The sequence below is a fragment of the Flavobacterium sp. HJSW_4 genome (assembly GCF_042436695.1).
Lineage (GTDB): Bacteria > Bacteroidota > Bacteroidia > Flavobacteriales > Flavobacteriaceae > Flavobacterium.
The window spans coordinates 51,092-73,776 of record NZ_JBHNPP010000016.1; the positions used below are offsets into that span (position 1 = coordinate 51,092).

Sequence of the window (22,685 nt, forward strand, 5' to 3'; positions counted from 1 at the left end):
AAAGGCAGACTTTAATTTCTAAGTCTGCCTTTTTTTATTTTTATTCTGGTTTTACCGCCGGAGCTGTTACGCTATCTTTAGTAACCGCTAAACTATCTTTAACCACAACTGGTTCGATCGGTTTTACTGGAGGTGTATATCTTTTAATTTTCTGCTGTATTAAAACGGCATCATTTAAAACAAAAGGGGTTGGCATCATCCAATCATTTCTTGGTTTGACATTTAATAACGGATTCGTCATTAAATCGAACGAACTTTCTATTAAATCCATATCAAAAATAGACGATTTATTGATGTAGAATTCCATTTCAAGCGGTTCGTTGGCTACGACATAATAACATAAAATTTTGCTGTCTTCTCTTTGCAGGCGATTTCCTTTTTCGCCAGAAGTTGCTACTCCGTTTGCTTTAAAGTTATAAAACATCATTTTCGGATTAGCATAAATGTCGTAACGGTTTACTTTTCTATTTGGAGTAATCTTGATTTTCAAATATCTATTATTTCCGATAACACTATCTCTTAAAAATTGAATGGTTGGTTTCGGAATTTCAACAACTGGAGCAATAGCGCTGTAAGTAAACGTTGTGTTGTATTTGCTTGACAGCGGAAGTGTATTTAATCCAACTGCTTTTTGATTGGTTTCGCCTAAATAAGATTTAGTCCATTCGTCCAAATTAGTATCATAAGTCGTCCAAACAGCCGAATTGTTGTCAGCATTGTAAACGTATAATAAACTGTTTGATTTGGCTTTCCCGTATTCATAACCAGAGTGATATCCGGCGTAAATGAAAAATGCCATAGAAGAAAGGAAGAATACAACTATCCAGGCTCCTTTTTTAGCGAAAGCGCCAAATATTGGCAATAACAATCCGAATAATAAAACGGTTAAAATAGCACTTCCGTATAATATTTTAAGTCCTAAACCAATTGGGAACATTACGATGAATGGCGCAACAATTGCCAATGCAGGAATAGAGAATATTAAATTCATTCCTAAACTGTAATGTTGTGTGAAGACAAAAATCCCGAATAATAAAATTCCGAAATAAACTGGAATAATTAAAAAACCTGCACCTGTTAAGCTATTCGCTAAAAATGCATTAATGATAATCCAAAGTAGCAAAGGAGCCACAAAATGGTTCATCGTGATTTTAGCTTCAGAAAAATGATGGTAGAAAGCAAAACAGATCGCAATGCTTAATGTAACAAAAGCGCCAATATAGGCATGTCCATTATAGGTAAATCCGTTTAAAAGATCAGAATACTGCGGATAAATTTCAAGAATAAGTTTCCATCCTAAAAACGTTACCAATCCTGCAATTATAAGTGATCCTAAAAGCGGAACAAAACCTTTAAAAATTTCTGTGAAAGTGATGATTCTTTTTGCTTTTCCAACAAAAATGAAAATAGCCAATAAACCAAAAGCGATCAATGTCATTGGCATTACCCAAGTAAACGGGTAACTGATGAATGTAAAAGGAGCATTGAAATAAACATTGTCTGCTGTAGACTCGGTTTGGTTTAAATCAATATTTGAGAAGTATTTCAGCAAAGGCATAATATAAGTGCCTTGATGCGCTAATGTGTTTTTATTTAAATGCTGGACGTCGTCTTGTTGCGTATGATAGTTGAAATGACCATCAATAAAAGCAAAATTGAATCCTTGAATATTTCCTTGTTCTCTAAAAACCGTTAAATCGGTATCGTTTGGAAGCATTTTGTAAATACTGTACATCAACGAATTTGAAACTGGATGAGAAGGTTTTGCTTTCGTAAATTCCTTAATCAGAGCTTCGTTTCCTTTATTGGTTTCCATCAGCATGTAGCTTGGTCCAGAAGTTCCTCTGGCTTCAAAGTTTAAAACTAAACCAACGTCTTTTGCCCAAGGATGTTTGTTGACGAATAAAGCTGCACCGTTTAATCCTAATTCTTCTGCATCAGAGAATAAAATGATAATATCGTTTTTTTGAGGATTTTTAGAATATAAAAAGGCACGAACACCTTCTAAAATTGTTGCGACTCCAGAAGCATCGTCGCTGGCACCTTTTGAGAAAGAATGCGGTGCACTATCGTAATGAGAAAGAAGTAAAAGTGCTTTTGTATTGTTTGTTCCTTTAATTCGAGCCAAAATATTTTTTGACTTTACCAAAAGACCTTTATCATTTAGAGTAAAACCTTCCTGAACACTCGTTTCTAAACCAATTCTGTTTAATTCTAAAATAAGATAATTAGCAACAAGCTCGTGATTGGTCGATCCGACATAGTGCGGTTTCTGCGCAATAATCTCGACCTGATTTAAGGCTCTTTCAGTCGAAAACTCAGCGAGCGCTTCATCATCTTTCGAGATTCCTTGCGGCATCATCGTGGCATATATAATGCCAAGTAAAGCTAAAACGCAGACTATGGCTAGAATTGAGGTGGGGTTTTTTCTCATGGTGAATAAATACTAACTATATTTCTTTTTTAACAAGCATAAAATAATCATTGTCCAAGGATCGATAGCCTTGATCGTACAAGAAATAATATGTATTTCCTGTCTTGGTCTGTAAAATGTTTGTAAAGAACTCAAAATCAAAACCTTTTGTCAATAATTTGTCTCGAGAAGCCTTCGATTTTCCGTCTACATTTAACTCTGCCAAAATACGGTAATTTTTGCGTAACTTGTTGTTTATATTTCGCATGAAATTCGTACTATCTTTATTTATTTTGTTATTGTACGCATTTCGACAATTGTCCGAACAGAATTTCTTGTCTTCGCGACCGAAAATTTTGGCTGAGCATTCGAGGCATGTTTTCATTTCTCCAATTTTTTTATTTCATAAAGGTCAGTTCTTCTGTCTTTTAATGTTTTTACACTTCCGTGTTCGTGAAGTTCTTTCAATAAATTCAGATCAACATCAACAATTAAAGTCATTTCTGTGTTTGGAGTGGCTTCTGCTTTGATTCCGTTACTCGGAAAAGCAAAATCAGAAGGCGTAAATACAGAAGACTGCGCATATTGAATATCCATGTTGTTCACTTTCGGAAGATTTCCAACGCAACCTGCTATGGCTACATAACACTCATTTTCTATAGCGCGCGCCTGCGAACAATGTTTTACGCGAGTATAACCGTTTTGTGTATCGGTTAAAAACGGTACAAATAAAATATCCATTCCTTCATCGGCCAAAAGTCTAGAAAGTTCAGGAAACTCAACATCATAACAGATTAAAATTCCGATTTTACCGCAATCGGTATCAAAGGTTTTAAATTGAGATCCGCCTTTCATTCCCCAATGAATAACTTCGTTTGGCGTGATATGAATTTTGGTATACATTTCTGAAGTTCCGTCTCTTTTGCATAAGAAACCAACATTGTACAGATTTCCGCCATCCATATAAGGCATACTTCCCGTAATGATATTGATGTTGTATGAAATAGCAAATTCCTGAAAGCGTTTTTGAATTGGGTCGGTATGCCTTGCCAATTCACGGATTGCTTCTGCTTCAGATAAATGGTTATAATCGGCCATTAAAGGCGCAGTAAACAATTCTGGAAACAGAGCAAAATCGGATCCGTAACCCGAAACGGCATCGATAAAAAACTCGGCTTGCTCAAAAAGTGCTTCAACATTATTCAAAGGACGCATCTGCCACTGAATTAATCCTAAACGAATGATATTTTTCTTAAGATTAATCAATTTCGGACTATCATCGTAATAAATGTTGTTCCATTCCATTAAAACGGCAAATTCTTTCGATTCTTCATCGCCTTCCAAGTAATTTTTAAGGATTTTTAAAACATGAAAATCATTGCTTAATTGAAAAGAAAGAACTGGATCGTATAATTCTTTGGCACGTACTTTCTCGATATAAGTTTTGGGAGACATTTTTTTAGCATGTTCTCTATAATTCGGAATTCTTCCTGCAAAAACAATCGCTTTTAAGTTCAATTGTTCGCAAAGTTCTTTTCTCGCATCATATAATCGGCGCCCTAAACGTAAACCTCTATAATTTGGATGAATAAAAACATCTATTCCATATAAAATTTCGGCGTTTGGATTATGGGTAGAAAAGGTGTAGTCACCGCTAATCTGTTGGTAATTATGTCTTTTTTCTACTAATTTTTCGTCAACAATAAGAGATAGGGCAGAACCAACAACTTTTCCGTCAGCTAAAATGACTAACTGTCCTTCCGGAAAAATAGAAAGCAATCTTTCTATGTCGTCAGAACCCCAATACGAATCGGCCATTTCTGGATACGATTCTATCATTGATTTTTTTAATTGTTTATAGTCTTCAATTTCAAGGTTTCTTAACTCAACTTTTTTAATTTTTGTCTGCATATCGTAAGATTTATCTCAAATATACAAAAAACAATTTCCAATTACAAACGCTTACAAATAGTTATAGTCGATAGTAAATAGTTAACAACCGACTGTCAGTGTTGGTCATTCGCATCTTTGCAACGTTGAATTTGAAGAACAGTTCAACTCATAATACTTAAATAATATACGCCATGAAAAACAGAGTACAGTTAATTGGGAATGTAGGAAACGATCCAGAAATCAAAACATTAGAAAACGGCAAAAAGCTAGCGCACGTTTCAATTGCCACGAAGGATTATTACAAAAACGACAAAGGCGAAAGAGTTGAACAAACCGAATGGCACCGAATAACTGCCTGGGGGAAAACGGCAGAAATTATCGAAAAGTTTGTCGTGAAAGGAAAAGAAATTGCCGTTGAAGGTAAACTGACACACAGAAGTTATGATGATAAAAACGGTGAAAAGCGTTATATAACCGAAGTCGTCGTAAATGAAATTTTACTGTTGAGTAAGTAATTTAGAAGCAGAAACCCGACAGATTCATCCCGAAGCCTCGGGATGAATCTGTCGGGTTTTATTTTTTATATAATTGAAACACCATTAGCATCAGTCGTAAGCACTTCGCTCATATAATCAAAAAATGGTCTCATGTTTTTGAAAGCATCCAACGCCAATTCTAAAAATTGCGGACTCAATACTTCTTTGTCTGTAAAACGCTTTATTACTAAAAACTGTTTGTAACGAAGCAAATCGATTGCGGGATGATCGACATCAAAACCTTTTGGTTTGGTTTTAAGCTGTTCGCCCTGTAATGTTCCAAAATTGCTTTTGAAAGATTCTGAATTTAGTATTTTCTGAAAGGTTTCAGGATCATGCGCAAATTCAGTTCTTATTCTTTTCAAATCTACAGCATTTGGTCCCCAAAAACCGCCCGCGAAAAAGGTATTTCCTTTTTCTAAATGAAAATAATAACCACCGCGTCTTGCTGCGGTTGCGCGAGTGTAACTTCCGCCCCAATAATGTTTAAAAGGAGTTTTGTCTTTAGAAAAACGAATATCGCGATAGATTCTGTAAACGCTTTTTTTACCCGAAGCATTTTCTAAAACATCTGTTTTGGAAAGTTCTTTCAATAAAGCGCCTGCAAAGTTTTCAATATGATTTAATTCGATTAAATATTGTGGTTTATTGGCTTCAAACCACGGTTTATTATTGTTTTCTTTTAACTCAACCAAAAAGTCAAGACTAGATTTAGGAATTGTAATATCGTTTTTCATAAATAAAATTAGAATCGAAAGTGGACTGCAATTTAAAACTAAAAAACCCACCAGAGAAATCTGATGGGTTTTTCTATATCGCGTTAAGCAGTTTTTTTGAATAAATCAAACATAGGACAGCGTGAGCAGCGTTTCTTTTCACTTTTTTTATATTTCTCACAGCAAGAAGATTTACAATTTTCGATCTTCTTAATTTTCTCAAGGATAACTTTATTTTTTTTGTCTTTTTTATCCTTTTTCTTGTCCTTGTCTTTTTCTTTCTTGCTCAATTTTCCTCTGTATTATAAAAACAGAGACAAATATAAACTAAAAAAGTTATTTTTAAATATTCTAAATAAACTTTAACTTTTTTATTTAGGGTTGATAGCGATTGAGCTAGTAACTGTTAATTGCTGAATATCACGGTCAAACAAGTAAAGTCCGCCTTTATCATCACCAATTAAGTTGATTTTATCTAAAATTGACTTAGCCGTAGCTTCTTCTTCGATTTGTTCAGAAACATACCATTGTAAGAAATTATGTGTTGCATAATCTCTTTCTTCAAAAGTAATGTGTACCAACTCATTGATAGATTTCGAAACAAAAAGTTCATGATTATAAAGTTCCTCAAACATTTCTTTAAATGTAGAATAAGTTGTTTTTGGAGCTTTCAAATCTGTTACCTGAGCATGTCCTCCGCGTTCGTTTACATACTTAACCAATTTAAGCATATGTGCACGCTCTTCATCTGACTGTGTGTACATAAATTGAGCGATTCCCTCTAATCCTTGTACTTCAGCCCAACAAGCCATAGAAAGATAAGTTTGCGAAGATTCTGCTTCTATGCGGATTTGCTTGTTTAAAGCCGATTCAATATTTTTTGATAGCATAATATGTGTCTTTTTTGTAAAATTAAGAAAAATTATTCATTTGATTTTTTCGAAACCCCGAAACATTAGACATTTAATTAATTGTCTTAAACGAAGCAGGGTTTGAAAACGTAGATTTATCTATGATTGGGTTTCCGCTATCTCCCATCATAAAACCATCTGTAAATTTTCGCATGATAAACTGTTTGGAAATCTCATCATAATAGCTCAAAATGCGATAAGTTTTTAAATCCAAAGCATCATATAATTTGATGTTTTTATGGGTATTTAAAAAGTAAAATAAATTATCCATTGCCAATGGTTCTGATTGTTTGTCGCTTATAAAATCTAAATTTTGATTTAGCATAGCATCAAAATAGACCATTTTACTCAATGTATAATAATCGCGCATTCCAAAATCGTTAGGGTTTTCAGAGTAATAATAGTACGCTCTAGCTTCTCCAAAACCAGTGAAAGTAATGAAACTGTTTTTTTTGTTTTTGACAATTGAAATCCCAGCGGTAAGCCCGTTTAAATTTTTAAGAAACTTGGCAGTGTTTTTTAACTGCTGAGGTTTTCTATCATTAATTTGAACAAAGAAAGGGGAGTTTTTAAACGGAATAGTATCATTCTTTGAAAAGGAGTAATTTTTAATGGTATTTCCAGAATCAAAATCTTTTATTTCTAAGACAAGTTCATCTTCGTTTGCCAGCATTTGAAACAGCTTTTTATCATTATAAAATGAATTTGAAGTCTCAAAAGAGTTTTCGGAGTCGGGCTTGCTAAATGTTTTTTCGTTTAAAGAGCCAGTATTGAGGTTAATTTCGAAAGCTTGAGTTTTAGCTACGCCATTATCAAATGTCAAAATAAGACGGTCATCAACGACATAGAATTTACTTGTTTTTGAAGCAAGATCAAGAGGATTAAGAGTGCCTGATTCCATTTTTTGGATTGGATAATATTTAATAAGCGCATTAAAAGAAGTCTTTATATTGCCTTTGTAAGTGAAAGTGAAGGAAGAAAAATCAAGCATTCTAATTTCACATTTCTGATCTTCAAATTTGTAAAGAAGAAGATGTTCAAAGTCTTTTTCTTTGCCAAGAATATAAAAAGCATTATTCTGTTGGAAATAATTTATAATGTACTCGTGGTTTTTAGGAAAATCAAAATTTAAGAACTTTGATGTTTTATTATCCAGATCGTACGTGCTAATTAGAATGTTTTTGTTGTTTGGTGAAATCCAATACAATGTTGGTTGTTTTTCTGCGCTAATAGTACATCCCATCAGACTTCGATTTGCTTCCTTTCCTATCGAATCTGTAAACTTGCTTGTTAAGAATACCGATTTATTGTATTTTAAAATGTTTATGGCTGTATTGTCCCAAGCAATGGCATAAATGTCATTGGTTTTCTCATCTTCAACATTTAGAATTTGAGTTTTTGCCAAATTATTCAGATTCAATGGCAAAGAGTTCAAGACTGTTTGGCCAAACAAAACCATATTCGAAAACAAAACGGAAAATAGTAGCAGTTTTTTCATAAATGAATTTCATCAAAATTTATTCCAAATTTTTAAGATATTTTCTTCAAGCATAAAAAAAGTCTTTAAGAAATAAAAACTTAAGGAACTGTGAATCAATTGTCTTAAAAGAAATTGGTTTAATTAAATCCGTCAGTAAACTTGCGAAGAACAAGTTGTTTTGCAACAATGTCGTAATAACTTAAAATGCTGTAATTACTCAGTTTAAGCGTATTTGGAAGAATGGCTTCTTTATGAGAATCTAAAAAATAAAAGATTTTATCAGTCGCAAAAGGTTCATGAGTTTCGTGGGTTAACTCTAATTTTTTGGTCCAAACACTTTCAAAAAACACAGAATAATTACTTTCAATATTGTAATAACTGTTCGAAGGGAAATCGCCAAAAGGATCATTAAAATTAAAACCATTCATGGATATCGTTTTCAAATCGCTGCCCGTTCCTCCTAAAGTGATAAAGAGATTGTTTTGGTTTTTATAAACCGAAAGCCCTGCATCAAGAGAAGATAATGCCTTTAAAAATTTTGCTGTGTTCTTTAATTTTCGAGGTTCGCGATCTTCAATCTGCATCAGTAAAGGCGAATTACTAAAACGGATCGTATCGTTTTTTGAAACCGCAAATGTTTTTACGGATTCGCCAGATTCATAATCTTTTATATCAAACAATAGTTCGTCGGCGTTAACATTGATTTGATATAATTTATTTTCGTGGTAAAAAGAGTTAGACGTTTTTGGATTTTTCTCCCCAACGGGTTTCATAAAAGTCTTTTCTTTTATTTTTAAACTATCTAAATCAATATCAAACAATTGGGTTTTTCTAAAACTTTGGTCCAATGTTAGGATCAAACGGTTAGGAAGGGTGTAAAGTTTACTTTTTGCACTTACTTTATACAATAGATTGTACTCGCCAGAATCCATTTTCTCTATCGGATTTTCATTCAAAATTTGACTGAATGTTTTAGGCTGGGTTTTACGGTCTATAAATTTGAAAGAACTAAAATCTAGAAACTTCTCTTGAGCGATTCCATTTTTAAAGATAAAAGCCGTCAATGCTTCTTTTGTTTTTTCTTTCATCAACAAATAGAAATTGTTGTCTTTCTGGTAATGCGTTAATATAAATTTATCGTCAAGCGGAATGGCAAATTTTAGCGCTCTGCTAGTTTTGTCTTCCAGATAATATTTAATTAAAATGATTGATTTTTCTTCCCTCGAAAACCAATATAAAGTAGGATTTCCGTCTTCGCTAAAACTATAACCCATCAAAGATTTGTTCTCAACAAATTGACGGTTTGTAACAAATTTATCTCTTAAGAATAAAGCGCTATTGTATTTTAATATCGAAAGGCTGTCTGCGCTGGCGGCAAAGACAAATACATCATGAGTAACCGTATTTTCGCCAGTCATGATTTCCGATTGATCTATTTTGTTTTTAAAATCGATTGCATAAGAAGTCAATACTGTCTGACTTAACAAAACAGTATTGGAGATTAAAAACAAAAAAAGAAAAATTCGTTTCATGTATTTTTAGGCGTAAATTATTCCGCTTCTTTTATTGATTCATAAGCTCTTGAAAAAGATCTACAAATTGACCAACATGCATTCCGTCCATTAAACCGTGATGCACATAAACAGCCATTGACATCGTTCTTTTTCCAGTTTCAGAAACCATCATTTTTCCAAAAGAAATTTTCGGACAGCTGTCTGGATACGTGAAACTGCGCGCATGGGTGATGGAGCTAAAATTCAACCACGGAATTGCCGAGAAATGAATCAGATTATCATCATCAAAAGATCTCGTGAAAAGTCCGGTTGTGTTTTGAATGCGTTCAATTTCAGTTAATGCAATTTGCTCAAATGTTTTAAAATCGGGATTATATTCAATTAAAGAAAACCCAAAAGTGCCATCTTCACGACCAATTGTTGCCGACGCATCGACACGATCGTTGATGTAAATTTGGTTTTCTGAAATGCGATATCTAAAATTCTCAATGGCATTTACTGCTGCCAATGTTTTATGCAAATAGAAAATGAAGAAAGAAGCGTTCAAGCTTTTTGCCGTTTGATATGCTTTGGTGCAATCAATTTCTACAGTAGCACCAAAAAAAGGTTCTTCCATTTGTTTGAAATGCGCAAAATGCTCTTTTCTATTCCAATTTTCTAAGTCTAAAAGTGTTTTCATTATAATAAATTCGGAACGACTTCTGCAATAGTTTCAAATGAACTAAAATGCTCGTGTTCTATGGTATGATTAATTTTTTCGTGTTCCCAAGTCGTGTGAAACGGAATATGAACGGCATAACCGCCAATTCCTAAAACTGGCAAAACATCTGATTTTAATGAATTTCCGATCATCAAAAATTCATGCGCTTGAATGTCTAAACGGCCAAGCAATTTCTGATAATCAATTTCTTGTTTGTCTGACATTACTTCGATATGGTGAAAATAATGCCCTAAACCAGAACGATGCAACTTGCTATGCTGGTCTTTTAAATCGCCTTTTGTAGCAACAACCAATTTGTATTTTCCTTTTAAGGCTTCGAGCGTTTCTTCGATTCCGTCCAGAAGTTCGATTGGTTTCTCCAATAATTCTTTTCCGTATTGAATGATTTTCTCAATCACTTCAACTGGAATTGTATTGTTTGAAATGTTCATCGCGGCTTCAATCATTGAAAGAATATAACCTTTAATTCCGTAACCGTACAAAGGTAAATTGGCAATTTCAATTTTGAATAATTCCTGCGAAATGCCTTGATGCGAAAGGTAATCTTCCATCAAAGCGCAAAATTTATGTTCGGTTTCTTGGAAGTATGGTTCGTTTACAAACAAAGTATCATCGGCATCAAATGCGATTACTTTTAAGTTTGGTATTTTAGTTTTATGTAACATAGTTTTTTTGTGTCAAATTTTTACTTGTTTCAGGTTTTTTAGCCACGAATTCACGAATTTTTTCCCAATAGTTATTGAGATAAATGATTTTGAAAGCAGGCGAAGTAATTACACTAATTTTTTCCTGATTAATTTCTGTTAAGATAAAAAATTAAATCTGCTCAATCTGCGTAATCTGTGAGAAACTTTCTTTTAGCTTTTAGAAAATAATCGTTTCAAAGAAATAGTTTTATCGTAAAAAGTAATTCGGATTCCGAAAAGGAGAACGATTCCGCCGAAAACCATTTGTAAAGTTATTTTTTCTTCCAAAAACAACCAAGCTAAAATAGAGGTAATTACAGCTTGACTTAATAAACTTAACGAAACTCTAGTCGCGCGCATGTGTTGTGTGGCATAACTGATCGAAAGCCAAGCGCACAATTGACAAATTACAGCTTGCAAAACCAAGACAAACCAGCCAGCATCTGAAAAACCAGTAAAAGGTTCGTTTTGCGAATAGCATAAAATTCCCAAATAAATACTGGAAGACGTTAAACTGATTGTCATAAACGAAAGAACATCAACTTGAGATAAAACATTTTTGCTGATTAAAAGATAAATCGAATATAAGATTCCGGATAAAACCGCAAAAAGAAACGCTTTGTCAAAGTTCAGATCCACAAAAAACTCAAAACCAACCAAAGTGATCATTCCGAAAAGAGAAACTACAGTTCCGATCCAAAAATTAGTAGCGGGACGAACTTTCAAAAAGAAAAATGAGCCAATTCCGACCCAAACTGGAGATAAATTCGTTAAAAGCGAAGCTTGTGTCGCGCTTGATTCCTGAATGGCGATATTCCAAACGGCAACATCCGACGAGAATATAACGCCACAAAGTGCTGCTAAAATTAAAAATTTTGGTTTTGGAAGTTTAAAGTTCCCTGTAATAATGACATAAGGTAAAAGTAAAGTAACTGCAAAAGCCATTCGGTAAAATGCCGAAATTAGTCCTGGAGTTAAACGTAATTTTACCAAGATTGGAAAAATTGAAATACAAAGTATTCCAGCAATTAAGGCTAATCTTGGTTTGGTAATTTTCATTTGATGTATTTTAAATTCTAAAAACTGATCTGTTTATCTTTAATATTCAAAAATAAACAGATGGTCTTTACTTATTTTAATTTATTAAGGTTTTTTATTAGTCAAATTCAGCAGTTGGTTTTGTAGTTGTTTGATCGACATTTTCTAATGAGATATCTTGTATTCCATATTTTACTTTTAAGTTGGCTTCATTAGCTGAGTTTAAAAGAAAATTATCCTCGAAAACAGTGTTTTTTTCAAATTGAAATTCTTTATAACTATGATATTTCCCTTCAAATAATATCTTATCTGGGAATTCATATTTGTGTGCGTTATAGAGTTCTTCTTTGTTTTTATTTTCCACAATTAATATATCTAATATGTAATATTTTCCATTGCTATTATTACCGTCCGAGCTTACAGACATGCTAAAACCAAATGATGTTTGAATTTGAATAGTTCTATCAGATAAAACCCATTCGTAGGAACGTTGATCGAAATCATTGCCAATAGAATAAGAATGTTTGGGATTACCAAGTTTTTTTGTTATTTCATCCAGCTTTTTCTTGCTTTCTTTTTCTGTTGTAAAAGTGGTTTCAGCGTATAATGCTATTGGTTTCTTATTACTATTAGTTAGCAAAGAAAGTGAATTGAAATAAATGTTTTCAAATCTTGCAATACTGTCTAATTCTGGGCTTCTATAAAGATATCCAAAATTTTTAGGAATGTCAATATCCATAAAATCAGTAATTGTAGTACTAATTTTATATTGAAGCATTTCATCTGTCAATTTCCCATCTCGTTTAGCATCATAAGAAACATTGTTTGGGTTTAACATGTTTTGAGAATAAAGTTTAAATGGGTTCTCTTTAAAAGTAATTTTTGCTAAATCAAATTCGGAATTTTTTGAAAGAACAGTTGCTTGTTTTTTAATAACTATTTCTGGGGTTTGTTGGTTTGAATTACAGGATTGAAAAATTGAAGCGACTAAGAGTAATTTATATAATTTAATCATTTTTTATATTTTTAGCGAATATCTTACTTTTTTATCAATACTAAAAGTCTCAAATAGATTAAAGCAAAAAGCGCGAATCAATTGAAAATCTTAATTGGTTCGCGCTTTTTATTTTAAAAAGGAGTTTTTTACTCTTTTGTTTCTTCTACTTGAATAGTTGGAGGAACTTCAGGAGCAGCATCTTCGCCTTTTAAATAAGTTGGCAGATTTAATCCTGCCATATTGAATAAATCATTTAATGGCGGAACTGTTTTCATCATTCCAGAAACAAAGTTGGCTGTAGAAGAATTTCCGTTTTCTCCCTGACCGTTTCCAGAATCCCAAACGGTGATTTTGTCAATTTTGATGTTTTTAACGGCTTCAACTTGAGTTTTAACCAATTCAGGAAGTTTCTCCAATAATAAAAGTTGGAATGCTTTGCTTGGATCTCCGCCCGCTGCAGCTACAACATCTTTGTAACCTTCTGCTTGTTTGGTTAAGATTTCGAATAAACCTTTTGCTTCGGCTTCCATTTTAGCGAAAATAGCATCGGCTTCTCCTTTTGCATTTTCTCTGATGGTTTCTGCTGCAGCTTGTGCTTCGATAATTGCTCTTTGTTTTGCAATTTCGGCAGGAACTACAATGTTGGCAATTTGTGTAGAACGCTCTCTTTCAGAACGCGCCAACTCGGCTTTTTGTTCTGCAAGATAAGATTCTTCTAATGCTTTTGCTTGTTGTACTTTTTCTGCTGCTATTGCAATACGCAAAGATTCTGCTTCTTTTTCTCTACGAATAGCTTCCGAATTTGCAATGGCAATTTTCGCCTCGTTTTCACCTTGAATTGCAATCGCGTTAGCTTCAGAAGTTTTTACTCTGGTATCTCTTGCGGCTTCAGCTTTACCAATGGTTTCGTCTTTAGAAGCAGTTGCAATACTAATTTCTTTATCTTTTTGAGTAATCGCAATTTTTACGTCACGATCTCTATGTGTTTCTGCAATTTGAGTGTCTTTTTCTCTATCTGCAAGTGCTTTACCGATTTCACCGATTTTTTCCTGCTCAGCAACACTAATTTTTGCTTCGTTAATTGCTTTTGCAGCCGCTTCTTTTCCTAAAGCTTCGATATAACCAGACTCGTCTCTAATATCGGTAACGTTTACGTTGATTAATTTCAAACCAATTTTTTTCAATTCACTATCAACGTTTTTAGAAATATTATCCAAGAATTTATCACGATCTGAGTTGATTTCTTCGATAGTCATTGTAGCGATAACCAAACGCAACTGACCAAATAAAATATCTTTTGCCAATTCCTGAACTTGTTCTGATGACAAACCTAATAATCTTTCAGCAGCTGTATTCATACTGTCAGATTCTGTGGAAATAGCAATTGTAAATCGACAAGGAACATCGACTCTAATGTTCTGACGGCTTAAGGCATTAGTTAAATTGGCTTCGATAGAAAGCGGTTTTAAATCTAGAAATGAATAATCCTGAATAACAGGCCAGATAAAAGCACCACCACCATGTACACAACGTGCTGAGGTTCCGCCTGTACGACCGTAAATAACTAAAATTTTATCTGAAGGACATCTTTTGTACCTCGAGATTAATGCTGAAATGGTTACGAATAGAACGATTGCCGCAACTGCAATCAAAATAATTGGGTTGATCATTATAATTTATGTTAAATGGTTTCTACGATTAAAATGTTGTTTTCGATTTTGATCACTTTTACAGCGCTTCCAGAGGGAATTCTATCATTCTCTGTCATGGCTTCCAGTTCATGAAAAGCACCGTTAACGCTGATCATGATTTTGCCTTTTCCTTTTTTGTTTTCGGGAATTGTCAAATAAACTTCGGCAGTTTTATCAAGTGTATTAGTGATTTTAAAAGAATTGTCTTCGGCTAGTTTTTGCACTTGTTTGATTACGAAAAAAAACAAAAGCACAAACAAAACTCCAACAACAAAAGATAAAGTAATAAGAAACCATGGCTTTTCGCCAATTGTAGCATAAAATGAAATACCTGTCCAGCTAAAACCTAAAAGAAAGTTGATTAGGTTTCTTAACGAAAACCATTGAAAATCTCCGCCATCATGCGAATGCGCGTCAAAATCGGTGTCGAAACCATCGGCAATGTCAAGACCTGAAAAGGTAATAACGGTTTGAATAAGAAAAATTAAACTTGTCGGAATAGCGATATACCAAAAAGACTTCAATAAGGTTGGCAAACTTTCTAATACTTCCATAATTGTCGGTTTTTTTCTAATAATACTTCGGCACTAATATCATACTTTTTATGAAAGAAAACTAATTTCGATGAAAAATGTACTCACAGATATTTATGGAATGAAAAAAGCGTGAACCAGTTATTTCTAACCAATTCACGCTTTTATATATAAAGTCTAAAACCTTAGTTTACAGTCGCTCCGTTTGGTGCATCAGCATCTGGATTTACGAAAACTAATTTTCCTTCTGCATTAGTTGTCATCAAGATCATTCCTTGGCTTTCAACACCGCGTAAAGCTCTTGGAGCTAAATTTGCTAATACAGAAACTCGTTTCCCGATGATTTCTTCTGGAGAAAAACTCTCAGCAATTCCTGAAACAATCGTACGAACATCGATTCCAGTATCTACTTTAAGAACTAAAAGCTTGTTTGCTTTTGGCATTTTTTCAGCTTCTAAAATAGTTCCGATACGAATATCCATTTTCGCAAAATCCTCAAACTGAATTAAATCTTTTTGTGGTTCAGCTTGTTTGTTTTCAGCCAAATTAGCTGTTTTTGTTGCTTCCAATTTATCTATTTGTTTTTGTATTTCTTCGTCTTCGATTTTAGCGAAAAGCAATTCTGCTTCACCAATTTTATGTCCAGCAGGAATTAAATCTGAATGCTCAGAAATATCATTCCAACCTAATGTTTTATCTAAAACAACATCTGTAGCTCCAGGATGATTTTCTTTTAAGAACTTGCTAAATCCTTTATAGTATTCTTTCAAATCACCTAAATTTAAGATTTTTGACAATTTAGCAGCTGTAAAAGGTAAAAATGGTTCAGCTAAAACGCTTAACGCAGCAGCAATTTGCAACGCCACATACATTTGAGTTTTTACACGCTCTGGATTGTCTTTCATTACTTTCCAAGGCTCTTCGTCTGCTAAATATTTATTTCCTAAACGAGCCACATTCATCAACTCGCCCAAAGCTTCACGGAATCTATAACGCTCAACAGAACTTGCAATTACAGCTGGATACGCTTTTAATTCGTTTAAAGTAGCTTCGTCAATTTCTGTAAATTCGTTTGGAGTCGGGATTACACCTTCGTAATATTTGTTAGTTAAAACCACAACACGATTTACGAAGTTTCCGAATACGGCAACCAATTCGTTGTTATTTCTAGCTTGGAAATCTTTCCAAGTAAAATCATTGTCTTTTGTTTCAGGCGCATTTGATGTTAAAGCGTAACGCAAAACATCTTGCTTATCTGGGAATTCTTCTAAATATTCGTGCAACCAAACCGCCCAGTTTTTAGAAGTCGAAAGTTTGTTTCCTTCTAAATTCAAGAACTCATTTGCTGGAACGTTGTCTGGTAAAATATAGCTTCCTTCTGCTTTTAACATCGCTGGGAAAATGATGCAGTGAAACACAATATTGTCTTTTCCGATAAAGTGAACCAATTTTGTTTCTTCATCTTTCCAATACGGTTCCCAATCTTTTCCTTCGCGCGCTGCCCATTCTTTTGTAGAAGAAATGTATCCAATTGGCGCATCAAACCAAACGTACAATTTTTTGCCTTCAGCACCTTCAACTGGAACATCAATTCCCCAATCTAAGTCACGTGTTACCGCGCGAGGTTCTAATCCTGCGTCAATCCAAGATTTTACTTGTCCGTAAACGTTCGTTTTCCAGTCGTTTTTATGTCCGACTAAAATCCATTCCGTTAAGAAATCAGAATATCTATCTAAAGGTAAAAACCAGTGTTTTGTTTCTTTAAGAACTGGAGTTTCTCCCGTAATAGTCGATTTTGGATTGATCAAATCGGTCGCGTTTAACGTAGAACCGCAATTTTCGCACTGATCTCCGTAAGCTCCGTCATTACCACATTTCGGACAAGTTCCCACAACAAAACGGTCTGCCAAAAACTGATTTGCTTTTGCATCATACAATTGTTCAGTTACTTCTTCGATAAAATCTCCTTTATCATATAATGTTCTAAAGAATTCCGAAGCCGTATCATGATGAATCTTAGCCGAAGTTCTTGAGTAATTGTTGAATGAAATTCCGAAATCTTCAAACGACTTACGGATAATTCCATCATATTTATCAATAACCTGCTGTGGTGTAATTCCTTCTTTTTTGGCTTTCATAGAGATTGCAACTCCGTGTTCATCGCTTCCGCAAATAAATGCTACATCTTTTCCTTGCAATCTTAAATATCTCGAATATATATCTGCAGGCACATAAACTCCCGCCAAGTGACCAATATGAATAGGTCCGTTGGTGTAAGGCAATGCCGCCGTGATCGTATATCTCTTTGGATTCTGTGTCATTAATATGAATTTTAGAGTGCAAAAATAAGCAATAGAATTGAGATTTCGTTATTACGCAGAGATTCACAAAGAAAAAGCGCAGAGATTCGCTAAGATTTTTTTGATTTCTTGTTCTCGCAAAGTCGCAGAGGCGCAAAGTTTTTTCGCTTTAAGCCAAGGATTAACCATTGAGTTTGTCATTTCGAGGAACGAGAAATCTCCGCGAGTAACTCCGCTCCAAAAAGAACCAATCTTTGTCGAGCTTCTTCTGAAGATTTCTCGTTCCTCGAAATGACAAACTAGAGCAAAACTTAGGGTCTCTGCGACTTCGCGAGATTAATTTTGACTTCTTTTATAAAAAAACTTTGCGAATCTCTGCGAAAATCTTCAGCTCATCTCTGCGTAACAATCACAAAAAATCTCCTCAATTAAAACCTTATAGTCTTTTTGACTATATTTGAAAAAAATATCAAAACATGAAAAAAATATATCTAACCTTTTTAGTACTGTTTTCTCTTTGTGGTTATTCTCAATCGCAATCAGCAGAAAGTCTAAAACAAAACCAATATTCTAATCCAATTTTTGCGGGCGATTATCCAGATCCTAGTTTGCTGCGAGACGGAAAAGATTATTATGTCGTGCATTCTTCATTCGATTATTATCCTGGACTTTTAATTTGGCATTCGACCGATTTAATGAATTGGGAACCTGTAACCAATGCGCTTCATAAATACGTTGGAGCAGTTTGGGCGCCAGATTTAATCAAATACAACAATAAATATTACATCTATTTTCCTGCGAATAATACCAATTTTGTCGTTACAGCCGATTCTATAAACGGTCCGTGGAGCGAACCTGTAGATTTGAAAATCGGAAATATTGATCCCGGACATGTTACAGACGATAAAGGAAACCGATTTTTATATTTCAGTAATGGAGGTTATGTTGCTTTATCCAAAGACGGACTTTCAGTAACAAGTGAATTAAAACATGTTTATGACGGTTGGAAAATTCCGCGCGAATGGAGCATTGAGTGTTTTTGTATGGAAGGACCAAAATTGTTCAAACGTGGGGAATATTATTATTTAACCGTTGCCGAAGGCGGAACTGCAGGCCCAGCGACAAGTCATATGGTAATTTCGGCAAGATCGAAATCGCCTTTTGGACCTTGGGAAAACTCGCCTCATAATCCAGTTGTGAGAACAAATAGCAGTTCTGAAACTTGGTGGTCAAAAGGTCACAGTACCGTTTTTGAAGATGCAAACGGAAAATGGTGGATGATTTTTCATGCCTACGAAAAAGATTATTACAATTTAGGACGTCAGACTTTATTGCAACCTGTTGAATGGACAAAAGAGGGTTGGTATAAAATTCCAGATAATATTCAAACAGATAAGCCAATTGCAAAACCAGAAGGGAAAACACTTCCTGAATTTTCTTTGAGCGATAATTTTGGAGGTTCGGCTTTAAAACCACAATGGAAATTTTATAGTGGAGTAGAAGCTTCAAGATTTAAAGTTGCTAATAATACTTTAACAATTGAAGGAAAAGGCGATGGAGTAGGAAACAGTTCTCCGTTGGTAGTGGTTCCAGGCGGGCATTCGTATTCTGCTGAAGTTGAAATGGAAATTGAAGGCGACGCAACGGGAGGTTTGGTGCTTTTTTATGACAACAAATATTACTCAGGAATTTTAGCTGATCAAAATAACATTTTGGCAAATTTGAGAGGATGGCAATTTCCAACGGAGAAAAATACGCATAAACGAAAAGTCTTTTTGAAACTAAAAAACATCAAAAATACAGTTGATATGTTTTATAGTCTTGATGGAAAAGATTGGAAGAAAATTGAAAATTCTGTAGAAGTTTCAGGATACAATCATAACGTTTTGAGTGGTTTCTTAGGATTAAGAATCGGACTTTGTTCTATCGGAAAAGGAAGTGTGAAGTTTAAAAATTTCGTTTACAAGACGCTATAGTTTTTTTGTCAGTAAAGATAAAAGACGCTAAGATTTTTATTCTAGTTTGTCATTTCGACGAAGGAGAAATCTCCGCAAGAAGCTCGACAAAGATTGGCGCTTTTAGAAACGGAGTTACTCGTGGAGATTTCTCCTTCGTCGAAATGACAAACCGTATGGTCAATTCTTGACTTAAAATTAAACTTTGTGCCTTTGCGTCTTCGTGGCAAATCACAAATAAAATAGAACCAGTTTAAACTACGTTTCGCGCTTATAAATGAGAATATATTTCGCAATCTTTGCAGCGGAAAAAAACAAGTTTATGAGCAAGACTAAATTAATCATCAATAAAAATGGTTCAATCAAAATCGAAGGAGATTTTGAAATTATGGATCCAGAAGGAGCACTTTACGGTTTACAAGGAAGATCTGCATTAGGTCTTTGCCGTTGTGGACATTCTGCAAACAAACCATTTTGCGATGGAGCACACAGAAACAACTTCGAACACGATTCAAAGGCTTTCGATTTACCGCCAATGAAAACGAACTAAGAGGTTATCTAGTTTTAAATATTTTAAAACCGCATTCTGCCAGATGCGGTTTTTTTTATATATAAAGTTCCCCTTTCATTGTAATGATCGAAGAACCTCCAACCAAAATATCTTCTTCACGATTCATTACTTCAATTATTGAGGCCTGTTTTAACCTTACGCCTTGAAGAATTTTATATTCTTTATCAGATTTAGTGAATTTTTTCTCCGTTAAAAAACCAATTAAAGGACCCGCAGCCGTTCCTGTTGCAGGATCTTCATTTATTCCGATGATAGGGTTGAAGAATCTCGTTTCAACTATATGATCCTGACCTTCATCCGCAGGAGCGAAACAATAAAAACCTTCAAAATTGTATTCTTTTGAGATCTGTATTAAAAGTTGATTGTCTGGAACAAAGCTGTTCAATATTTCGCTATTTTTTATAGGAACCATTGTATGTGCAACTTCCGTCTTAACTATTGTTGGCACAAAAGAATTGACATCTAGATCTTCAATTTTTAAACCGAGAGCCACAGCAATTCTATAGGTTGGGATTTCTTGTTTTATAACTGCCGATTTTTGATGCATTTGAACAACTGGAAAAAAAGTATCCAAATCAAAACTTACTGTTACCGGAATTGCTGAATGGTTCATAATTACAAAAGGCTCACTTTCGTTCTGCTCATCAAAAATGGGCATCCCTTTTAGCAGAGCACCGCAGACTGCGCCTAATAAATTATGGCCCGCACCATCAATTTCGATTCCGGTTGGCGTAAACGAACGAACTACAAGTGCTTTTTCTCTCGTAGAATAATAAACAAAAGACGTTTCAGAATAGCCAAATTCTTTAGAAATATCCTGATAAGTTTCTAATTTTAAATTTCCATCTGTAAAAACTACAGAAAGCGGATTCCCTTTATAGCTTTCGTTTGAGAATACGTCTAAAACGTAATATTCTAATGCTTTTCTTCCGTTCATATTTTTCTATTTTGCCCCTAAATCGATTATGAATGGAATAAAATTACGCTTTATTCTTGTATTTCATAGACACGTTTTGTTTTTCAGGGTTATTTTAATATTACTTTTTGATTAAAAATTTGCTTTCGAAATCAAAAATGAAATCAGAAAAAGTTAAAAATCAATGGGCAAACATTTTATTTTGAATTAATTCAATTAATTTTAAACATTCAAAAATATGTTGTCGTTTATGATGTTTAAAAGACTTTCGATAGGATTTTTTTTTCTTGTTTTAATGAATGAAGGAATGGCTCAAAATAAGATTAATCTTTTTTCTGAGATTAATTACAACTCCATTCCTGCAGTCAATTTAAACGAATACAAATCGGTTCAGGATCGCGACAACCGATTTCAAAATCCGAATATTGCTTTGGGAGTTGCTATTTCTGGCGGCGGATCGAGAGCGCAGTTTTTTAGTATGGGTGTTCTTTTGGGTTTAGAAGAAATTCAGGAAGACGATACGAATCGCAATTTTCTAAATGAAATCGACTATTTCTCGACCGTTTCTGGCGGATGTTATTCGGCAGGATATTATTTGACGATTTTGAAAAACAGACTTCAATTTGACAATTGCACCTTCAACGAATTTTATTTTTCTAAAGCCGATGCCTTCAAATCAGATGTCAATAAATCGGCTACTATTTTTTCTCTTTTAAATAATAGCAGAAACGAAAAAGGAGAAAAAGTCTCGATGGCGCAGCGTCTTGATTTGGAAGTTTTGCAATACGACAGCACTAATCCGGAAAATCAGAATAAGTTTAAAACCCAAATGCTTTTGTCTGATTTCTTTATTCCGAAAGACAGCAAACTCAATCCGCAATTGCCCATTTTGGTGGCCAACGGAACGGCTTATAACAACGGAGAACGTTTTCCGTTTATGCCGCACATTATTCGGGCTTTAAAAATCAATTCGTCTTTGGCTCCAAATAAAGCTTCACTTTCGCTTGACGAAAATCATATCAATAACGGTTATGATTTTCCGTTGACTTATGCGATTACAGCAAGTTCGGCTTTTCCTGGAGTTCTTCCTAAAACCAAATTCGGAATCAAAAATCAAGATAAAATTTTATGTGTGATTGATGGCGGCGCTTCGGATAATATGGGTTACGAAACTTTGATTGAATTGCTTCATAACGATTCTAAAGTCAAAGACAAAAACAAAAAAGCGCTTTTTATTGATTGTTTAGGGCAAGGGAAGAAAGCGCCTTTTATAAATGATGGGAAAATTGGATTGCTTTCTTTGTTAGAAACGGCTTCTTTGTACACGGTTCAAACCCGATATATGACTTTTGAAAAAGATGTAGAAAATGTGCTGGACAGATACAAAATTCCAACCTCAAACTATCAAATCATTGGTTTTACAACTTTGCGCGATTATTTGTTAACCCTGAAAAAAGATCAGAAATACGATGATTTGGTAACGCAGTTGAAAGATACCGACGATGAAGTTGCAAGCTGGCTGAAACTTCATGATGATTTTAAAGCAGAATTGGTTGCTAAGTTTGGTTCAGATAGTTTTAAGAAAGACAAATTTGGCGAGCCGTTGCTTTCTAGTTTAGATAGGGAAAAATTTAAAGATTTTGATGCAAGCGAACTTTTAATGCTTTACGAATATGCTTCGCATGTTGAAACCAAACTAAAAACAACTCCCGAAGAAAAAGAAATGTTATTGCTTTCTGGACGTTTTGCGGCTTATTTGAAAACCAATGAATTGAAAGGTTTGCTGGTAGAGAATAAAGGGATTTAGTTTGAAA

20 protein-coding genes are annotated in these 22,685 nt (G+C 34.2%); 4 read left to right on the forward strand and 16 right to left on the reverse strand.

Translation table 11 applies throughout. The features are described from left to right. Positions 1-40 precede the first annotated feature (40 nt). From ACE01P_RS15570 to ACE01P_RS15580, 3 genes are read right to left on the reverse strand one after another with little or no spacing between them, the layout of a single operon-like run. Positions 41-2,434 carry a M28 family peptidase gene (locus tag ACE01P_RS15570; protein ID WP_379699523.1) on the reverse strand — a complete coding sequence of 798 codons (2,394 nt, stop codon included), beginning with the start codon at positions 2,432-2,434 and terminating at the stop codon, positions 41-43. A 16-nt stretch (positions 2,435-2,450) separates the two neighbouring features. Beyond that, positions 2,451-2,798, reverse strand: coding sequence for a hypothetical protein (locus ACE01P_RS15575; protein ID WP_379699525.1), 348 nt, complete (start codon positions 2,796-2,798; stop codon positions 2,451-2,453). Then, positions 2,795-4,324 (reverse strand): GNAT family N-acetyltransferase, encoded by a 1,530-nt coding sequence (locus ACE01P_RS15580; protein WP_379699527.1) that lies wholly within the window; start codon positions 4,322-4,324, stop codon positions 2,795-2,797. The genes ACE01P_RS15575 and ACE01P_RS15580 overlap by 4 nt, the downstream gene beginning before the upstream one ends. Positions 4,325-4,497: 173 nt before the next feature. On the opposite strand from ACE01P_RS15580, the gene ACE01P_RS15585 reads away from it, so the two are divergent. Then, positions 4,498-4,821, forward strand: a complete 324-nt coding sequence (locus ACE01P_RS15585) for a single-stranded DNA-binding protein (RefSeq protein WP_379699530.1) — start codon at positions 4,498-4,500, stop codon at positions 4,819-4,821. Positions 4,822-4,886: 65 nt separating this feature from the next. Here ACE01P_RS15585 and ACE01P_RS15590 read toward each other — a convergent pair whose 3' ends face one another. The 12 genes from ACE01P_RS15590 to metG form a co-directional block, all read right to left on the reverse strand. Further along, the gene (locus ACE01P_RS15590; RefSeq protein WP_379699532.1) at positions 4,887-5,579 is read right to left on the reverse strand and encodes a DUF2461 domain-containing protein; all 693 of its coding nucleotides are present in this window, start codon (positions 5,577-5,579) and stop codon (positions 4,887-4,889) included. 83 nt (positions 5,580-5,662) lie between these two features. Continuing rightward, positions 5,663-5,848 (reverse strand): hypothetical protein, encoded by a 186-nt coding sequence (locus tag ACE01P_RS15595; RefSeq protein ID WP_379699535.1) that lies wholly within the window; start codon positions 5,846-5,848, stop codon positions 5,663-5,665. Between the two features lie 81 nt (positions 5,849-5,929). Further along, entirely contained in the window at positions 5,930-6,448 is a 519-nt protein-coding gene (locus ACE01P_RS15600) for a ferritin (RefSeq protein ID WP_111284914.1), read from the reverse strand. Positions 6,449-6,521: 73 nt separating this feature from the next. Then, positions 6,522-7,967 carry a hypothetical protein gene (locus ACE01P_RS15605; protein WP_379699538.1) on the reverse strand — a complete coding sequence of 482 codons (1,446 nt, stop codon included), beginning with the start codon at positions 7,965-7,967 and terminating at the stop codon, positions 6,522-6,524. A 119-nt stretch (positions 7,968-8,086) separates the two neighbouring features. After that, complete coding sequence (locus ACE01P_RS15610; RefSeq protein WP_379699541.1) at positions 8,087-9,481, reverse strand: hypothetical protein; 1,395 nt, start codon at positions 9,479-9,481, stop codon at positions 8,087-8,089. 31 nt (positions 9,482-9,512) lie between these two features. Continuing rightward, positions 9,513-10,142, reverse strand: coding sequence for a CatA-like O-acetyltransferase (locus ACE01P_RS15615; RefSeq protein WP_379699543.1), 630 nt, complete (start codon positions 10,140-10,142; stop codon positions 9,513-9,515). Next, complete coding sequence (locus ACE01P_RS15620; protein ID WP_144216688.1) at positions 10,142-10,849, reverse strand: HAD family hydrolase; 708 nt, start codon at positions 10,847-10,849, stop codon at positions 10,142-10,144. The genes ACE01P_RS15615 and ACE01P_RS15620 overlap by 1 nt, the downstream gene beginning before the upstream one ends. Before the next feature lie 192 nt (positions 10,850-11,041). Continuing rightward, complete coding sequence (locus ACE01P_RS15625) at positions 11,042-11,929, reverse strand: DMT family transporter (RefSeq protein ID WP_379699547.1); 888 nt, start codon at positions 11,927-11,929, stop codon at positions 11,042-11,044. Between the two features lie 97 nt (positions 11,930-12,026). Beyond that, positions 12,027-12,923 (reverse strand): hypothetical protein, encoded by an 897-nt coding sequence (locus tag ACE01P_RS15630; RefSeq protein ID WP_379699549.1) that lies wholly within the window; start codon positions 12,921-12,923, stop codon positions 12,027-12,029. A gap of 128 nt (positions 12,924-13,051) precedes the next feature. Then, positions 13,052-14,575 (reverse strand): flotillin family protein, encoded by a 1,524-nt coding sequence (locus ACE01P_RS15635; RefSeq protein ID WP_379699551.1) that lies wholly within the window; start codon positions 14,573-14,575, stop codon positions 13,052-13,054. 11 nt (positions 14,576-14,586) lie between these two features. Continuing rightward, positions 14,587-15,150, reverse strand: coding sequence for an NfeD family protein (locus ACE01P_RS15640; protein ID WP_379699554.1), 564 nt, complete (start codon positions 15,148-15,150; stop codon positions 14,587-14,589). Positions 15,151-15,314: 164 nt separating this feature from the next. Further along, positions 15,315-17,450 carry a methionine--tRNA ligase gene (metG, locus tag ACE01P_RS15645; RefSeq protein ID WP_379699557.1) on the reverse strand — a complete coding sequence of 712 codons (2,136 nt, stop codon included), beginning with the start codon at positions 17,448-17,450 and terminating at the stop codon, positions 15,315-15,317. 455 nt (positions 17,451-17,905) lie between these two features. On the opposite strand from metG, the gene ACE01P_RS15650 reads away from it, so the two are divergent. Together ACE01P_RS15650 and ACE01P_RS15655 are read left to right on the forward strand one after the other, a co-directional pair. Further along, on the forward strand, positions 17,906-19,405 hold the full coding sequence (locus ACE01P_RS15650; protein ID WP_379699559.1) for a family 43 glycosylhydrolase: 1,500 nt from the start codon (positions 17,906-17,908) through the stop codon (positions 19,403-19,405). Between the two features lie 301 nt (positions 19,406-19,706). After that, positions 19,707-19,934: a CDGSH iron-sulfur domain-containing protein gene (locus tag ACE01P_RS15655; RefSeq protein WP_306153757.1), complete on the forward strand. Its 228-nt coding sequence runs from the start codon at positions 19,707-19,709 to the stop codon at positions 19,932-19,934. Between the two features lie 55 nt (positions 19,935-19,989). Here ACE01P_RS15655 and ACE01P_RS15660 read toward each other — a convergent pair whose 3' ends face one another. After that, on the reverse strand, positions 19,990-20,892 hold the full coding sequence (locus tag ACE01P_RS15660) for a PhzF family phenazine biosynthesis protein (protein ID WP_379699562.1): 903 nt from the start codon (positions 20,890-20,892) through the stop codon (positions 19,990-19,992). Positions 20,893-21,121: 229 nt separating this feature from the next. Here ACE01P_RS15660 and ACE01P_RS15665 point away from each other — a divergent pair, with 229 nt between their 5' ends. Continuing rightward, the gene (locus tag ACE01P_RS15665; protein ID WP_379699565.1) at positions 21,122-22,678 is read left to right on the forward strand and encodes a patatin-like phospholipase family protein; all 1,557 of its coding nucleotides are present in this window, start codon (positions 21,122-21,124) and stop codon (positions 22,676-22,678) included. Positions 22,679-22,685: the final 7 nt, after the last annotated feature.

Bases quoted from the DNA above. Each gene is read 5' to 3' on its own strand.
- ACE01P_RS15570 (WP_379699523.1), bottom strand. From the start codon at position 2,434: ATGAGAAAAAACCCCACCTCAATTCTAGCCATAGTCTGCGTTTTAGCT.
- ACE01P_RS15575 (WP_379699525.1), bottom strand. From the start codon at position 2,798: ATGAAAACATGCCTCGAATGCTCAGCCAAAATTTTCGGTCGCGAAGAC.
- ACE01P_RS15580 (WP_379699527.1), bottom strand. From the start codon at position 4,324: ATGCAGACAAAAATTAAAAAAGTTGAGTTAAGAAACCTTGAAATTGAA.
- ACE01P_RS15585 (WP_379699530.1), top strand. From the start codon at position 4,498: ATGAAAAACAGAGTACAGTTAATTGGGAATGTAGGAAACGATCCAGAA.
- ACE01P_RS15590 (WP_379699532.1), bottom strand. From the start codon at position 5,579: ATGAAAAACGATATTACAATTCCTAAATCTAGTCTTGACTTTTTGGTT.
- ACE01P_RS15600 (WP_111284914.1), bottom strand. From the start codon at position 6,448: ATGCTATCAAAAAATATTGAATCGGCTTTAAACAAGCAAATCCGCATA.
- ACE01P_RS15605 (WP_379699538.1), bottom strand. From the start codon at position 7,967: ATGAAAAAACTGCTACTATTTTCCGTTTTGTTTTCGAATATGGTTTTG.
- ACE01P_RS15610 (WP_379699541.1), bottom strand. From the start codon at position 9,481: ATGAAACGAATTTTTCTTTTTTTGTTTTTAATCTCCAATACTGTTTTG.
- ACE01P_RS15615 (WP_379699543.1), bottom strand. From the start codon at position 10,142: ATGAAAACACTTTTAGACTTAGAAAATTGGAATAGAAAAGAGCATTTT.
- ACE01P_RS15620 (WP_144216688.1), bottom strand. From the start codon at position 10,849: ATGTTACATAAAACTAAAATACCAAACTTAAAAGTAATCGCATTTGAT.
- ACE01P_RS15625 (WP_379699547.1), bottom strand. From the start codon at position 11,929: ATGAAAATTACCAAACCAAGATTAGCCTTAATTGCTGGAATACTTTGT.
- ACE01P_RS15630 (WP_379699549.1), bottom strand. From the start codon at position 12,923: ATGATTAAATTATATAAATTACTCTTAGTCGCTTCAATTTTTCAATCC.
- ACE01P_RS15635 (WP_379699551.1), bottom strand. From the start codon at position 14,575: ATGATCAACCCAATTATTTTGATTGCAGTTGCGGCAATCGTTCTATTC.
- ACE01P_RS15640 (WP_379699554.1), bottom strand. From the start codon at position 15,150: ATGGAAGTATTAGAAAGTTTGCCAACCTTATTGAAGTCTTTTTGGTAT.
- metG (WP_379699557.1), bottom strand. From the start codon at position 17,450: ATGACACAGAATCCAAAGAGATATACGATCACGGCGGCATTGCCTTAC.
- ACE01P_RS15650 (WP_379699559.1), top strand. From the start codon at position 17,906: ATGAAAAAAATATATCTAACCTTTTTAGTACTGTTTTCTCTTTGTGGT.
- ACE01P_RS15655 (WP_306153757.1), top strand. From the start codon at position 19,707: ATGAGCAAGACTAAATTAATCATCAATAAAAATGGTTCAATCAAAATC.
- ACE01P_RS15660 (WP_379699562.1), bottom strand. From the start codon at position 20,892: ATGAACGGAAGAAAAGCATTAGAATATTACGTTTTAGACGTATTCTCA.
- ACE01P_RS15665 (WP_379699565.1), top strand. From the start codon at position 21,122: ATGATGTTTAAAAGACTTTCGATAGGATTTTTTTTTCTTGTTTTAATG.